At 48.4% G+C, this 15,435-nt stretch carries 11 protein-coding genes; 3 read left to right on the top strand and 8 right to left on the bottom strand.

Annotation, left to right across the window (positions count from 1 at the left end; genetic code table 11):
- Window positions 1–59 precede the first annotated feature (59 nt).
- The 5 genes from HGH90_RS17080 to HGH90_RS17100 are packed head-to-tail and all read right to left on the bottom strand — an operon-like array spanning window position 60 to window position 6,838.
- Window positions 60–1,007: an NADP-dependent oxidoreductase gene (locus HGH90_RS17080; protein ID WP_168763203.1), complete on the bottom strand. Its 948-nt coding sequence runs from the start codon at window positions 1,005–1,007 to the stop codon at window positions 60–62.
- Between the two features lie 46 nt (window positions 1,008–1,053).
- Window positions 1,054–3,657 carry a polynucleotide kinase-phosphatase gene (locus HGH90_RS17085; protein ID WP_169191613.1) on the bottom strand — a complete coding sequence of 868 codons (2,604 nt, stop codon included), beginning with the start codon at window positions 3,655–3,657 and terminating at the stop codon, window positions 1,054–1,056.
- Entirely contained in the window at window positions 3,638–4,717 is a 1,080-nt protein-coding gene (locus HGH90_RS17090) for a DNA polymerase beta superfamily protein (RefSeq protein ID WP_169191614.1), read from the bottom strand. Before HGH90_RS17090 ends, HGH90_RS17085 begins: the two co-directional genes overlap by 20 nt.
- The gene (locus HGH90_RS17095) at window positions 4,707–5,468 is read right to left on the bottom strand and encodes a nucleotidyltransferase domain-containing protein (RefSeq protein WP_169191615.1); all 762 of its coding nucleotides are present in this window, start codon (window positions 5,466–5,468) and stop codon (window positions 4,707–4,709) included. The genes HGH90_RS17090 and HGH90_RS17095 overlap by 11 nt, the downstream gene beginning before the upstream one ends.
- The gene (locus tag HGH90_RS17100; protein WP_168763207.1) at window positions 5,468–6,838 is read right to left on the bottom strand and encodes a 3' terminal RNA ribose 2'-O-methyltransferase Hen1; all 1,371 of its coding nucleotides are present in this window, start codon (window positions 6,836–6,838) and stop codon (window positions 5,468–5,470) included. Before HGH90_RS17100 ends, HGH90_RS17095 begins: the two co-directional genes overlap by 1 nt.
- 197 nt (window positions 6,839–7,035) lie before the next feature.
- On the opposite strand from HGH90_RS17100, the gene HGH90_RS17105 reads away from it, so the two are divergent.
- Window positions 7,036–8,340: an O-acetylhomoserine aminocarboxypropyltransferase/cysteine synthase family protein gene (locus tag HGH90_RS17105; protein WP_168763208.1), complete on the top strand. Its 1,305-nt coding sequence runs from the start codon at window positions 7,036–7,038 to the stop codon at window positions 8,338–8,340.
- 47 nt (window positions 8,341–8,387) lie between these two features.
- Here HGH90_RS17105 and HGH90_RS17110 read toward each other — a convergent pair whose 3' ends face one another.
- The 3 genes from HGH90_RS17110 to lepA all read right to left on the bottom strand — a co-directional run bounded on the left by HGH90_RS17110 (window position 8,388) and on the right by lepA (window position 13,556).
- Complete coding sequence (locus HGH90_RS17110) at window positions 8,388–10,847, bottom strand: AsmA-like C-terminal region-containing protein (protein WP_169191616.1); 2,460 nt, start codon at window positions 10,845–10,847, stop codon at window positions 8,388–8,390.
- Between the two features lie 240 nt (window positions 10,848–11,087).
- Window positions 11,088–11,642, bottom strand: a complete 555-nt coding sequence (locus tag HGH90_RS17115; protein ID WP_169191617.1) for a thioredoxin family protein — start codon at window positions 11,640–11,642, stop codon at window positions 11,088–11,090.
- Window positions 11,643–11,762: 120 nt separating this feature from the next.
- On the bottom strand, window positions 11,763–13,556 hold the full coding sequence (gene lepA / locus HGH90_RS17120; RefSeq protein WP_168763211.1) for a translation elongation factor 4: 1,794 nt from the start codon (window positions 13,554–13,556) through the stop codon (window positions 11,763–11,765).
- 236 nt (window positions 13,557–13,792) lie between these two features.
- Here lepA and HGH90_RS17125 point away from each other — a divergent pair, with 236 nt between their 5' ends.
- Both HGH90_RS17125 and rocD read left to right on the top strand, forming a co-directional pair.
- Window positions 13,793–14,053, top strand: coding sequence for an acyl-CoA-binding protein (locus tag HGH90_RS17125; RefSeq protein ID WP_168763212.1), 261 nt, complete (start codon window positions 13,793–13,795; stop codon window positions 14,051–14,053).
- Between the two features lie 136 nt (window positions 14,054–14,189).
- Window positions 14,190–15,428 (top strand): ornithine--oxo-acid transaminase, encoded by a 1,239-nt coding sequence (gene rocD, locus HGH90_RS17130; protein ID WP_169191618.1) that lies wholly within the window; start codon window positions 14,190–14,192, stop codon window positions 15,426–15,428.
- The last annotated feature ends 7 nt before the right edge of the window (window positions 15,429–15,435 follow it).

Below are 15,435 nucleotides of genomic sequence, written 5' to 3' on the forward strand. Positions count from 1 at the left end.
TAAAAAAGCTATTGAAAACGGCAATCGCCTTTTCAATAGCTTTTTTTATGGGCGACTTATCAGATAATAATCACCGTCTTTCCCTTGCCTTTCGCCTGGCGGCTCAGGGCAATAGCGGCCGGTACGTCCTCCAGTCTGATTTTATTTTCTACGGGTACCTGTAATTCGCCCCGGTCAATAATGAGTGATAGTGTATCGAGGGAAGCGGCACTTCCTTTGGTTTCGAAATTGCCTCCATGAATACTCCTGGCTTTGAGGGCGGCTTCGTCGGCTACAAACATGGTAGTCAGTGCTCCCCCGCCGGGTCTTACCAGGTCAAGATTAGCAGTAAACCCGGCGCCATCGCTGGCCACATCAATCAATCCATCTACGCCACCGGGGTATTTAGCTTTCACCTGTTGAGCCAGGGGAGCAGTTTTATAGTTAATTGTTACCGTGGCGCCCAGCTTTTTCATTCTCTCAGCGGCAGCATCATCGCCCACAGTAGCTATTACATGAATACCCTGTAATTTTGCCAACTGTACAGTAAAAGATCCTACGCCGCCGGTAGCGCCCACCACCAGCAGGGTATCACCTTCCTGCAGGTCCAGGTGATCCAGCATTTGCTGGGCCGTCATGCCGGAAGTAGGCACTGCTGCGGCTTCAGCAGCCGACAGGCTGGACGGCGCCAGTGTAAGCCCTGATTTCTCCGGAACGATAGCATATTCGGCATAGGAACCTTCTCCGATAGGTGCATGAATAAACTGGCCATATACCTTATCGCCTTTTTTAAACCGGGTAACCCCTTCTCCTACTTCTTCCACGGTCCCTGCGCCATCTACGCCCATGATGAGCGGGAACTGATGCGGCATAGCTCCATCCATAATGCCATCGACCATTTTCCAGTCGAAGGGATTGATGCCGGCAGCGGCTACTTTAATCAACACCGTGCCTGGCCGCACTGCTGGCTTGGGTAAATCCATCACTGCGGGAATGTCTTTGAATTTCGATACGGCAACCGCTTTCATAAGAATGATTTTAATATGTAGAAAGATATATTGACTATGCTGGAGTTTACAATCGTGGATCTACCGCCTCACTCTCTAATGCTAAAATAGCAAATACACATTGATGTACCAGCTGCAAAGGCGCTTTATTTACAAATCGCTCCAGCGCTTCCAATCCCAGGGCGAATTCGCGTAATGCCAGCGATCGTTTCCCGGAGAGCTTACGGCCGCGCAGACGCAGTAAATTTTCTTCGGCGTCATATTCAGGTCCATATATAATCCGCAGGTATTCTTTTCCACGGATTTTAATCGCCGGTTGGATCAGCCCTTTGCCATCTTTGCTAAGGAACGTATATGGTTTGATGACCATTCCCTCGCCCCCGGCAGCCGTCAGCTGCTGCCACCAGGTAATAACCGCCTTTTCGCTTTCGGCATCCCCGATATCTGCCAACAGATAAGGCGTAGCGAGCAGTATTTGTTCATCACCGGCACAAATATTTTTAATGGCAGACATATGCCATTCATGGTCTTTGTCGAAGTACGTTTTTCCCTCCGTGGCCATGATATGAAACGGCGCCAGTTTATAGTCGCTGAGATCATTTACCGGCCAGCAATACTGCCGGTAGGCATCTACATACTTCGTAGTCTGCTCCTGGCGCAGGCTGTACTTGTCGAGCAAAGCCTGTGCAGGCGCACCATTGGATACTGCCTGCTGTAAAGCGTTAATTACTTGCGGTAGTGCATGGCCGGCGGCAGCACCAACTGCTGCATACTGATTTTGCAGCAATGCCTGGGCTTTGGCGCTCCAGGGCATTAGTTCCGCATCGAGGCATACCCAGTCGGTATTGAAATTTTCATAAAAACCGGTATTAATCAACGCTGTATTGACACGGGCTATAAATGCCTGTTCCGTTTGTTTATCGGTAAAGAAGGCGCGTCCGGTCCGCGTATATACGATTCCGTTACCTTCTCCTGTTACCCCAAAACGGGCAGTTGCTGCTGCCTCATCCCGGCATACAATTACTACAGCGCGGGATCCCATATGTTTGGTTTCACAGATCACTTTTTTGATCCCGGCGTCCCGGAAATATTGCAGGCCTTCTGCGGGATGTTCCAGCATGCCTGGCTCCTGGCTGGTTTCAGCAGGCGACATCGTAGGAGGCAAATAAATCAGCCATTTCGGGTTCACTGCAAAGCGGCTCATCACTTCCAGCGCAGCGATGTTGTTTTCTTCCCTGATGGTGATGTTGTGACTATAGCGCGTTTCAAGGATTTGTTTGCCTGTAAAATCGGCAATATCCAATACGCCATCGTATTGCTGTTGCACGCTGAGCGCGCTCCCTTCATTATAGCCAATCGGGCGGGCTGGTACCGCGTATTCTTCCAGTGCAGGCACGCTTACCAGCTCCCTTTCGGGGTAACGCAGGGCAGTCAGCGATGCGCCAAATACGCAACCTGTATCTATATCGATGGTGTTATTTAACCATTGAGCTGCGGGTACCGGGGTATGCCCGTATACTACCATGGCGCGGCCTTTGTATTCCAGCGCCCAGTTATATCTTACCGGGAGGCCGAATTCATCTGTTTCCCCGGTAGTTTCGCCATACAGGCAAAATTCCCTTACGGCGCCGGAGCCGCGTCCCTGCATACTTTCTTTCAGGCCGGCATGTGCTACCACCAGCTTGCCATCGTCTAACACATAATGACTTACCAGCCCGTCAATAAATGATTTAACGGATTCCAGGAAAGCGGGCGTTTCGCCTGCCAGCTGGGCTACGGTTTGTTCCAGGCCATGCCTTAGCTGTACGTTTTTACCGTTGAGATAGCGGAGTAGTTTCGCATCGTGGTTACCCGGCACACATAAAGCCTGGCCATTGCCCACCATATTCATCACCAGGCGCAACACCTGTGGCGACTTCGGCCCACGATCTACCAGGTCGCCCACGAATACAGGTTTGCGGATAAGCATATGACCTTCGGCGGTAACGGTGGTGGCGGCACTGATCAGCGCCGCATTTTCCTTATCCACCTGGTAGCCCAGGGTATCCAGCAGGGTGCATAGTTCGTCGTAACAGCCGTGTACATCCCCGATAATATCGAAGGGTCCGTGCTCCTCTTTCTTATTGTTATAGAGCGGCGTGCGGGTAATGGTTTCCAGCATAGCCACCTCTTCTTCTGTGCGCATCTCGAAAATATGGCGGTAGCCTTCTTCCCGCAGTCCGCGTAATCCGCGCTTCAGCTGACTGATCTGCTGGGGAATAACATGGGCGCCGAAATTGCGATCGCTGCGCAACTCGTTTCGGTCCTGGCAAACCCGTTCGGGCATGTTCAATACAATGGCCACCGGCAACACGTGGTATTCGCGGGCCAATCGCACCCATTCCTTCCGGGATTCCGGCTGCACATTGGTAGCGTCAATCACCGTGAGCAATCCCAGTTTGAGACGTTTGGCAGCAATAAAACGAACTACTTCAAAGGCATCTGCCGATACCGCCTGGTTATTTTCATCGTCACTGATCAGTCCCCGGCAAACGTCGGAGGAAATGACTTCCGTAGGCTTAAAGAATTTGCGGGCAAAAGTGGATTTTCCGGCGCCGGAAGGGCCGATTAATAAAACCAACGATAATTCTGGTATAGAGATATGTGATAGTTTAGTATTTCTTCGGGACATAATATTCCTCTCTGATGCGGATTAGCAATGATGCCGCCAGTGCCGGATCCGGATGGTCCGGTAAATCTGATGCAGCATATAATTGTTCCATTTGATCTAATTTTTCGGCCGCCATTTCCAGTAACGTATCATAACTGAACTCGCCGTTGCGGATACGCAATAAAAAATCGCGGTCTTCTCTGTATACCCGTACTTCTTTGTAGCGGGCTATTTCGGCTGCCATGTTGAGCAAGCGAAAGGTATGCATCATGTGCTTACTGTCGTAGTCGGCACCCAGCGCCTGGTTATGCTGATAACGGGCATCGTTGCGCAACTCCACCCATTCCCAGTAGGACGCAAAGTCTTTGCAATACACAGTATACCCATCTTTGTTAAAGTGCATAATGCCCAACGGGTCAACGCCCGGGGGCACGGAGCTTAGCTGCACGTCGTTAGCACTTTCTCCCGAAAAAACACCTTTGAAGTCCACCGCCGTAGTAAACTGTCGCCGGTGATACAAAGCATATACATCCCGGAAGTGATCAATCCTTGACAAGCCGCAATCCTCGGGGCGAAGACCTTTTTCGTATAGCCATTCCAATAATGGCATACTTTGCCCTCCCCTGATCACGTAGCAAAACTCAATGACTGGTTTCCTGGTTTCCGGATAGGATTGATTGATCTTTTTATTCAATCCTCTCGCTTTCTTAATCTGGGCTTTTGCGTAGCCGGCAAAGGTATCCAGGCATAAGCGGGATAAAAAGTCTGCCGGTTTTACCAGGTCCATCAGCGGATGGCGGTATAATTCATTTTGCGCAGTAGTACTGAGCAGTTCCAATATATTGGGATTATTTTTCTCCAGCAATTCCAGGAAGCGCCGGATTTCAAAATATACTTCATCGTGGCTTTCGTTGGTTACCTGCGGCGTATAGGACATTCCATATAGCTCAGATTGAGGCAAGATAAATACTCCTTTTATATCGGTGTCTGATGTAGGCACCTGCAGGTTATAGGCCTTGCTTCCACTGATGCATTCCAGTAGTATACAGGACCGTTGTTGCTTTAACTCCTCAAAAGTCATAGGAAATATATTTACGGAAGAGGGCATCCAGTTCATTGGCATCGTTCTTCACCACGGGTAACTCCGCTGCCTGGTACCTGCATTCTTCCAGTATGCCGGCTATCCACTGATGTAATTCCGGCATGGCCGGTACCATCAGTTGCTCATCAGCGCCGGCTTTCAGCTGCAGCAGGTGATCAATAGCTGCCTGTATGCCGGCATCAGTAATCAAGGTACGAAGCTGGGAGAACTCCATTGGAGGCACGCCTTTTCCGGCTAAGATCCATTGACAGGCGAGCATGGGGCGAAGCACATAAAAGTATTTCTTCAACTTCACCGAGGCACCCGACAGCTCATTGGTAAATACATTGGTAGCCATAGACTGGTAGTGGTGGCAACCTGAACGGGGCGAAAAATATTTTTCCATTAAGCTGGTAAGCGTTGCTTTAAAGTCTGTGATTTCCTGGTACACCACCGGTGATTGCAGCCATTCATACAGCGGCGCATTGGATTTCAGGAATAGCTGGAGTCCTTTACGGATATCCCAGCCGCTTACATCCAACACTTCATCTACCGGCAGTTCAATCACATCGCGCTGTTCCAGGATGCTGAGGTAACTATCTTTATGACGGGCGTAAATAAAACGTACATCATAGTCACTGTCTGTAGAGGCAAAGCCCCAGGCGCGGCTACCTGATTCACAGGCGTAAAGAATTTTCACCTGGTGCTCCTCTTCCAGTGCTTTTATCTGTTGTAATATATTTGTTTCCATCACGAACGTTTAAATAAGGCCAGCTGGCTGGGACCTCCCAGTACTTCATCTGTTTCTCCCAGCGGCCTGTAAGATACTTCATAACCAAATTGTGTGGCGACCCGGTTTCCCCAGGCAGCAAACTGCGATCTTGTCCATTCAAAACGGTGATCGCTATGCCGGAAAGCGCCGTCGCCTAATTTTTCATATAGCACATTGTACTCGGCATTAACGGTAGTAATGATCACGTATTGCGGCCTTGCATACTCAAACACCACCTTTTCCAGTGCAGCGAGCCGGGGTTCATCCAGGTGTTCAATCACTTCTACCAATACGCCGGCATCAAAACCCGATAGGCGTTTATCCCTGTACGTGAGTGCTCCCTGTACCAGTTGCAGCCTCGCCCGTTGCATTTCTGGCAGTCGATCCATTTTCAGTTTGCTCTGCGCAATCTCCAGCGCATGGTAGCTAACATCCATACCCAGGATTTTCTTAAATGCCTGCTTTTCCATCAGCAAGCGTAGCAACTTTCCTTCGCCACATCCCATATCCGCCACGGTGGCTATATTCAGTTCAAGGAGTATATCCCTCACCGTTTGCAGACGCAGGTCGTGCAGCCTTATTTTATCTTTGGGCTGCTTCTCTTCCACCGGCAGTACCTCGTCTTTCATGATCATACCCAGTGCTTCTTTGGCAAGAGGACCTATATAACGCAGGTAACGGCGGGTGATCAGTTCTCTTGCAGGATGCGTATCCAGCCAGCCTTTCCCTTTTTCCATGAGCTTTTCAATCTCATGCCCGCCTATAAAATAATGTTTATCATTATCGCATACCGGAATGAGGATATACAGCTGGCTCAGGATAGTTTTAAGCGGCTGGGTATGACGCAGCGTCACATTAAAGTAACGGCTTTGTCCCCATTCGGGAAACTGGTCATCCAGCAGGTGCGATTGCACCGTGATATCATAGCCCAGGGGTTCAAAGAACTCGCGTAGCAAAGCCTCTCCACCTTTTACCGGGAGTACGGATAAATTGATTTCAAACGGAATAGCTTCATCTACCAGGTGTGGTTTGTCTTTACAACGTCCGTTCATAGCAGAGGAATATGCCTGTGCAATGGCAGCACTCATAAAAGAAGAGGCTACATAAGGGCGGTCATTCACATACTGTTCCAGTACAAAATCGGCGGGGCCATTGTTGCGGCGTACCAGGCGTACCGGGTCTATATCCAGCAGCAAAGCGGCGGTACAGCTTTCGTCAGTTGCCTCCGGGTAAAAAATATGGGCACTGCCTGCCGTCAGCGTTACGGTTTGTACTTTAGCAGGATGTTTATGCAACAGGTAGCCAAGGTCGGTCGCGGGGTAACGTTTAGTCGTAATAGTTAATAACATCGGTCAACTGTGCTCTTTCACGGAAGCACGCTTTTTATCATGAATAGAACGAAGATATTATTTTTTATTATTTAGTACAAATTCATGACATATCTCCGCAGATCTTCTCTGAAATATAATATTGATAAAATATTTTATTATTAGAATTAGTCTACTATATTTGTAGACTTTTTATATCTATTCTAAATCCCCCAGTTATGTCTACTAAGCCATTACATTTCGACACGTTGCAGGTGCACGCAGGCTACCAGCCGGAATCTTCCACGCATGCAGCTGCAGTACCTATTTACCAAACCACTTCTTACACATTCGACAGTGCAGAACATGCAGCAGATCTGTTCCAGCTGAAGCAGTTTGGTAACATCTACACCCGTATCATGAATCCAACTACGGATGTATTTGAGAAAAGAGTAGCCGCATTGGAAGGCGGCGTAGGCGCATTGGCCGTAGCATCGGGGCAGGCGGCACAGTTCATTGCCCTCCACAATATTTTATTACCGGGCGATAACTTTGTATGCTCTTCCTATCTGTATGGTGGTACCTTCAACCAGTTTAAAGTGAGCTTCAAGCGTATCGGTGTAGAAGCCCGATTTGCAGATCTTGACAAGCCGGAGAGCTTCGAAGCATTGATTGATGCAGATACCAAAGCAATTTACGTGGAAACCATCGGTAACCCGGGGTTTGCCATTCCTGACTTTGAAAAGATCAGCGCTATTGCACGCAAGCACGACCTGCCACTGGTAGTTGACAATACTTTTGGGGCAGGCGGTTACCTGTGCCGTCCACTGGAACACGGCGCCAACGTGGTAGTGGAAGCCGCTACCAAATGGATTGGCGGACATGGCACCAGCATAGGCGGTATCATCGTAGATGGCGGCAATTATAACTGGGGCAATGGTAAGTTCAAACAATTCAGCGAACCAGACGAAGCATACCATGGCATGAAATTCTGGGAAGTATTTGGCGACCATAGTCCGTTTGGCAACATTGCCTATATTATCCGTGCACGCGTAGCGGGACTGCGTAGCTGGGGGCCTGCCCTTTCCCCGCAAAACGCTTTCCTCTTTATCCAGGGATTGGAAACATTATCCCTGCGGGTACAAAGGACGGTAGATAATGCACTGGCACTGGCCGAGTGGCTGCAACAACATCCGCAGGTAGATTCCGTGAACTATCCCGGGCTGCCCGGCAATAAATACCATGAGCTGGGTAAAAAATACCTGCGGCATGGCTTTGGCGGCGTACTATCATTTAAAATCAAAGGAGGTAAAGAAGCGGCTGATAAATTCGTACAGTCGTTGAAGTTAGTATATCACCTGGCCAACGTAGGTGATTCCAAAACACTGATCATTCACCCCGCCACTACCACACATCAGCAATTGAGCGAGGAAGAGCAAAGGAAAGCCGGAGTAGCGCCGGGCGTACTGCGCATTTCCTTGGGTATAGAACATATTGACGATATCAAGGGAGACCTGGGCCAGGCATTTGATACTGTTCTCTAGCACAGGGCCTGGATTGCCGGCATACCGTATCTGTGTGCCGGCAATTTTTACTCATCTACAATCTTTCCTCCGTCATCGCGGCCATCATCTCCTTTCCCCAGCTTTATTTTCACCTTGCCATCTTTTTCTGACACGGCCCGCAGGTGCAATATAATTCCTCTCCTGCTGCGTTTACGTTTTTCTTCTTTATCAGTAATGTCAGCATCCTTCGCAGGATTTCGCAAAGGCACATCCAGGTTGATATTGGTGCCGCCGTCCAGGCCATAAACACCCTGCACATCTATATTTACCGCACTGGAAGCAATACGCATGGGTGGAATCATTATTTTATTGCCGGCTATCTGGAAGGTATTACTCAAGTTCTCAAAGGTGATGCTATCGAGGTGGCGTTTGCGGAAGGCGAAATTCCCGATATCCGCCAGAGGCCCGAAGTTGACCAGGGCGCCGTTCCTCAGGTTGAAGTTGACCGCTCCAGACAACGATCGCTTCGCCAATGTGCCGTTATCCAGGATGTTACCTTTTAAATTCACTTTAGCGGATACATTTCCTTTTAGGTTTTCTGCCGTTAACCCATCCAATCCGAAGTTATTGAACGCATAAAACAACTGGTTAATATGCACATTATTTACCGTAGCATTTATTTGGAAGTAATTGTTATTCCCCTCCTGGTGCACATTTCCAGCCATCTGCATATTGCCGCCGGCATGTTGCAGGGCAATCTGCTTCAGCAGGATATCTGTATTCGTCAGGTCGACGACAGCTTTTACCTGTTGGGCGGTAAAACGCTGATAGATTACCTTATCCAGTGCCACCTGCATATTCACATTGCTGGAAGCCAATACCACATCGAGCTGCTGGGATACCCGGCCCATCCTTACTTTCTGCTGGCTGCGGGAGGGTTTAGCCTTCCTGCGGGGCGACAGAAAACTTTTGAACTCGTTGAGATCTACCAACGGACTTCGTATGTTCCAAGTGATCGCTATTTTTTCAGGTGTCGTGAAGTATAGGTTCAACAGGTTCTTGATAGCTCCGTTCATCTGTAAACTGCTTTTGGCCGACTGTATACGGATGTTTTCCAGCAGCAGATCCTGCCCGGTGAAACGCAGGGTGGCGCTGGCATCGTGAAAATCCAGGCTACGCGGCAGGTAGGAAAAAGCGCCCTTTTGTATCTGCACAACGCCTTGCAATGATGACGCTGTATTATCATCTTTCAACAGCGGTCCGGTGTAAAACAGATCGGCATCGGCATGCCCGTCTTTGAACAAAATGGGCGCATCATCAGGGGTAGCGCTATTCAGGGTGGTGAGCGGAAAAGCTGACCGGAAATGCCCACGTAACAGTGGCTGTTTCAGATTCACCACCCGGATGGTATCTGCTTTCAGAGGGACACCGGATAAGTTCGCGCTTAGGCCAAAAATAGTCACCGCTGAGTTTTCGTCGGTATGCCCGCGGCCAGGCAGGACTTCATTATTAAACCGGCCGGTAAAATTACAGTTCGTCCACTCTCCCATGGTAGTAACCAGCACGTTGCCGGTTGTTTTCCAGGTAACACGTACATCAGGAGTATCCCGGAATTTCATATGCCCTGCGAGATCGGCCTCTGCATCCAGCGGTTCAGAGAGAGTGATACTATTTAACTTAGTGCTTATATTGGGAGGCAGCCAGGTAGCCGCATCATTCAGGAGCACCTGGTTGGCATTAATTTTTAGCTGGAACGGCGGTGGTTTCTCTCCAAAGCCAAATTGCCCGGTGATTTGTACCGGGTGATCGTCGATCCGGATTTCCTGGGGCGGCACCATCATTATTTTCGTACGTTTATTGAAGATCACCGACAGGTTCAGTTGCAGTAGCTTATCCTTCAGATAGCTACCCTTGAGCGTATTGAACTCGAAATTTTTAGAGAGAATATTAGACAGTACTGTTACTTGTATAGTGCTGTCGGATGCTTTCACTTTGCCATCCAGCCGGTTGATTGTTAGCTGAAACAGCTTGAATTTTTGCCGGTTATCTATCACAAAGTTGATATTACGGAACAACAGTTGCCGGATATTGGCGTCTTTGTGGTTACTGGCTTTCTTCTTATCGCCCGTCCCTTGCAACACATAGGTATTGGAATAGCCGGTAGAATCTGTGTATAAAAACAGCGTGCCATCCTGCAACGTCACTTCGTTCACCTCTACGTGCCTGCGTAACAGTGATAACGTATTTACCCGTACGAAAATATAGTCTACATCCACCAGTGCATGCCGGTGTTGCTGCCACAGGCTATCCTGTAATACTACTTTTTTCAAAGCAATAGATACATTAGGAAAGCTCTTTAGCACAGAGGGTTCTATATCCTGGATGGTAAGCTTTCCATTCAGCCGGTCATTTAGCTGGGCGGTCAGCTGCTTCAGGAACTCCGTTTTGTTAGCATGTATATACCAGGTCATCCCGAGGAACAACAGTACAACTAAAGCTATCATTATGCCGCATCCCAGGAGTATCATCCGGAGCCATTTTCGCATAAGGTAAAGGTTTTTATTTGCTATAACAGATGAAAGGGTAAACAGTTTAATACTGCTAAAAACCATGCCTGCCGGCCTGGGCACTGGAGCATTGAGAATATGGGGCTGAAACCAGGGATAGTTGAGGCAAAAAAACCACAGTAGCTGCTATAACGCCACAGTAACGGTGAGGGCTGTCCGAAATTGGGGAATAGTTTATACCGGGTGCCAATTTCTTTGCCACCCGGTATAAATAGTTTTTTAGTGCCCGGGAGCGATCTTACTGAACCTTGTTCGAATAGCGTCGAGTTCCGTAGTTTTCATCCGGGAAGTTTTTTTAAGAAGGGTGATAAAGTAGTCTACTTCCGCTTTCTGAGCCGGGCAACCTACATTCTGCAATTTCCCCGTGACAGCATCTTTCATACGGCTATCAGCCAGCAATTCCCCGGCCGGGCTTAAAATAAGCCAGAAAGGAATACCTTCCTTATCGCCGTTATATTTCGCGAGCATGTCAAATCCACCGGGATTTTCGAGCGATTTCTTATCGCCGTTTTCCAGGACGGTAATGTGACGGATTTCGTAGTTGTCGGTAAAATACTTTTTACAGGAAGCATCGTTCATGGCAGTGTCCATCCTGTGGCACCAGCCGCACCAGGACGCGTGGAAAATAACGAATACTTTTTTATTGTTTTTGCCAGCCTTGCTGCAGGCTTCTTTTACCACCTGGCTGGCCGCAGGAGGTGCTTGCTGGGCTTGTACTTGTGAAAATACGCCTATTGCGAACAAGCACCAGAAGGAAAGTAATAAAGATCGCATGGGTGATTGGTTTTACTCAAAAATAAGGTTAATCTGCGTTCTCTTTAAAAAAGATCAGCGAAGATACCGGCAGTTAATTGACCGTCATCTTCGCTATCCTATGTATTATTGTTAATGCGTTTAGTCGTCTAGTTTCAATACTGCGAGGAATGCTTCCTGCGGGATTTCTACGTTACCGATCTGGCGCATACGTTTCTTACCTTCTTTTTGTTTCTCGAGTAGTTTACGTTTACGGGAAATATCACCGCCATAACATTTCGCGGTTACGTCTTTACGCATGGCGCTGATATTTTCGCGGGCTACTATTTTGGCGCCGATGGCAGCCTGTATGGCGATGAGGAATTGCTGGCGTGGCAGCAGTTCTTTCAGTTTCTCGGTCAATTTGCGGCCAAAGTCCTGGGCGCGGCTGCGGTGAATCAGGGCGCTGAGTGCATCCACTTTATCGCCGTTCAGGAGAATATCCATTTTCACGATATCACTGTCGCGGAAGCCTATCGGCGTATAGTCGAACGAAGCGTAGCCACGGGTCTGGCTTTTCAGCTTATCATAGAAGTCGAATACGATTTCAGTGAGTGGTATTTCAAACATGAGTTCTACGCGGGTGGTGGTCAGGTAGCTTTGGTTGAGCAGGTTACCACGTTTACCCAGGCAGAGGGTCATGATGTTACCGATGTACTCTGGCTTGGTAATGATCTGTGCCCGGATGAAAGGCTCTTCAATCCTGTCGAGTTTCGTAGGATCAGGCATTTCACTGGGGTTATTCACGATCACCACGCCTTCCCGGGTAGTGTGAGCGATAAAGCTTACGTTGGGTACGGTGGTGATCACTGTTTGGTTAAACTCCCTTTCCAGGCGTTCCTGGATGATTTCCATGTGCAACATGCCCAGGAATCCGCAGCGGAAGCCAAATCCAAGCGCCTGTGATGTTTCCAGCTCATAGGTCAGGGAGGCATCATTCAGCTGTAGCTTGTCCATACATTCGCGCAGTTCTTCAAAGTCCTCCGTATTTACAGGATAAATACCCGCAAATACCATGGGTTTTACTTCCTGGAAACCGTTGATCCCTTCTGTACAAGGGTTATTAGACAGGGTGATGGTATCCCCTACTTTTACTTCTTTTGCGCTCTTGATACCGGTAATAATGTATCCCACATCGCCGGTAGACACTTCCTTGCGGGGTTCCAGTCCCAGTTTGAGTATCCCTACTTCGTCGGCAAAATATTCTTCTCCGCTGTTCACAAATTGGATTTTGTCGCCTTTCTTAATAGTGCCGTTAAACACGCGGAAATACGCGATAATACCGCGGAAAGAGTTGAATACGCTATCGAAGATCAGCGCCTGCAGCGGTGCTTCATTGCTTCCTTTAGGCGCCGGGATACGGTGTACAATTGCTTCGAGGATATCTTCGATACCGATACCGGTTTTACCGGATGCGAGGAGAATTTCTTCGTCTTTTACGCCAATGAGTTCTATGATCTGGTCTTTCACTTCTTCAATCATTGCGCCCGGCATATCAATTTTATTGATAACGGGGATGATTTCCAGGTCATTTTCCAGTGCCAGGTAGAGGTTGGAGATAGTTTGTGCCTGGATACCCTGTGCGGCATCCACCAGCAATAAAGCGCCTTCACAGGCAGCCAGTGCGCGGGATACCTCGTAGGAGAAGTCCACGTGACCGGGGGTATCGATCAGGTTAAAAATATATTTTTCGCCATTTTTAGCGGTATAGTCCATCTGAATGGCGTGGCTCTTGATAGTGATCCCTTTTTCACGTTCCAGGTCCATGTCGTCCAGTACCTGGGCTTGCATGTCACGGTCTGAAATAGTCTTGGTAAACTCTAATAAACGATCTGCCAGGGTACTTTTACCGTGGTCAATATGGGCAATGATACAAAAATTGCGAATATTCTTCATATGATGTTTTGCTGTTCCGTCGGCCTGTTGCAAATTACTGCATTAAACCTTTTCAGCCGGCAAAGGTATTGAATTTAGTTCATTAGTTCATACGTTTAATAATTATGTTTTACAGGTTGGTTTTTAAGGATCACCGCCTTTTTTTGATATATTAACATATAATGTTCAACTTTATAGACATAAAGGAAAAATGAGGCATCAAAACCGGATTGTTAACAAATAAAAACGAGGTGACCATGGAACTGATCCAGCAATTTGAACAGGCTGTAGCCGAAAGTAAGACACTGCCCGAGAAACCATCCAATGAAATATTACTGCAACTGTATGCCCTCTACAAACAGGGAACCAGTGGTGATGCGGATGCCGAAGGTCCTTCCAACCCTTTCGATTTTGTAGCCAAAGCCAAACATCAGGCCTGGGCCGAGTTGACAGGCAAAACCAGGGAAGCTGCGATGGAAGAATATGTGGCGTTAGTGCAGCGGTTGAAAGGAGCTTAAAGCGGAAAGCTAAAGCACAAAGCTATTGCAGCGAATGACATCTGCGTTAGTAACCAATACCCGCTTTGTTCATTCGCTGCAATAGCTTTGTGCTTTACGCTTTCTGCGTTACGCTTTTTTCACGTACTTTTGGATCATGATACCTTCATACACGTTAAGCGAAAATTCACAACATTACCTGGCGCTGGAAGAACAGTATGGTGCCCATAACTACCACCCATTGCCGGTTGTATTAGACCGGGGAGAAGGTGTTTTTTTATGGGATGTAGACGGCAAACGTTACTACGATTTTTTATCCGGATATTCTGCAGTGAACCAGGGACATTGCCACCCTAAAATAATTGCGACCCTGATAGCACAGGCCCAAAAGCTGACGCTTACTTCCCGTGCATTTCATAATGACCTGCTGGGAGAATACGCACAATACATTACCAGTTACTTTGGATACGATAAAGTGCTCCCGATGAACACCGGTGTAGAAGCGGTGGAAACAGCGCTGAAACTCTGCCGGCACTGGGCCTACATCGTGAAAGGTATCCCCCAGAACAAGGCAAAGATTATCGTGTGCGCCAATAACTTCCACGGACGTACGCTGAATGTAATCTCGTTCAGCACTGATCCGTCGGCCCGTAATAACTTCGGTCCTTTTATGCCGGGTTATGAAGTGATTCCATACAACAGCCTGACCGCACTGGAACAGGCCTTGCAGGATAAAGACGTTGCCGGTTTCCTGGTAGAACCCATACAGGGTGAAGCCGGGGTGATGGTGCCTGATGAAGGATACCTGGCCAAAGCCCGGCAATATTGCCAGGATGCCAATGTATTGTTTATAGCAGATGAAATACAGACGGGACTTGCCCGCACCGGTAAAATGCTGGCCTGCGACCATGAGCAGGTACGCCCCGACATATTAATTCTTGGTAAAGCATTGTCTGGTGGTACCCTGCCCATCAGCGCGGTATTGGCCGATGATGAAATTATGCTGACCATTAAACCCGGTGAACATGGCTCCACTTATGGTGGTAACCCGCTGGCCTGCAAAGTGGCCATTACGTCTCTCCAGGTTTTGAAAGATGAACATATGGCCGAAAACGCCGTAGCCATGGGCCAATTATTACGCAGTGGCCTGGAAGATCTCCATTCTCCCTACATCACCACTATACGTGGAAAAGGCCTATTGAATGCCATCGTGATCCGGCATCCGGATCCGGAAGCCGCTTGGGACCTGTGCCTGATGTTAAAAGAGAATGGTCTGCTGGCCAAGCCTACCCATGGGGACAAAATACGGTTCGCGCCGCCATTGACTATCAATGCCGCACAGATTGCAGATTGTGTGCAAATCATTCAAAGGAGCCTGGAACAGGCTTTTAGCTAGTTAATCA

Source organism: Chitinophaga sp. Ak27 (genome assembly GCF_012726295.1).
Lineage (GTDB): Bacteria > Bacteroidota > Bacteroidia > Chitinophagales > Chitinophagaceae > Chitinophaga.

Coding starts and splice junctions, on each gene's coding strand:
- HGH90_RS17080 (WP_168763203.1), bottom strand. CDS start 1,007: ATGAAAGCGGTTGCCGTATCGAAATTCAAAGACATTCCCGCAGTGATG.
- HGH90_RS17125 (WP_168763212.1), top strand. CDS start 13,793: ATGGAACTGATCCAGCAATTTGAACAGGCTGTAGCCGAAAGTAAGACA.
- HGH90_RS17090 (WP_169191614.1), bottom strand. CDS start 4,717: ATGACTTTTGAGGAGTTAAAGCAACAACGGTCCTGTATACTACTGGAA.
- HGH90_RS17100 (WP_168763207.1), bottom strand. CDS start 6,838: ATGTTATTAACTATTACGACTAAACGTTACCCCGCGACCGACCTTGGC.
- HGH90_RS17105 (WP_168763208.1), top strand. CDS start 7,036: ATGTCTACTAAGCCATTACATTTCGACACGTTGCAGGTGCACGCAGGC.
- lepA (WP_168763211.1), bottom strand. CDS start 13,556: ATGAAGAATATTCGCAATTTTTGTATCATTGCCCATATTGACCACGGT.
- rocD (WP_169191618.1), top strand. CDS start 14,190: ATGATACCTTCATACACGTTAAGCGAAAATTCACAACATTACCTGGCG.
- HGH90_RS17115 (WP_169191617.1), bottom strand. CDS start 11,642: ATGCGATCTTTATTACTTTCCTTCTGGTGCTTGTTCGCAATAGGCGTA.
- HGH90_RS17095 (WP_169191615.1), bottom strand. CDS start 5,468: ATGGAAACAAATATATTACAACAGATAAAAGCACTGGAAGAGGAGCAC.
- HGH90_RS17085 (WP_169191613.1), bottom strand. CDS start 3,657: ATGTCCCGAAGAAATACTAAACTATCACATATCTCTATACCAGAATTA.
- HGH90_RS17110 (WP_169191616.1), bottom strand. CDS start 10,847: ATGCGAAAATGGCTCCGGATGATACTCCTGGGATGCGGCATAATGATA.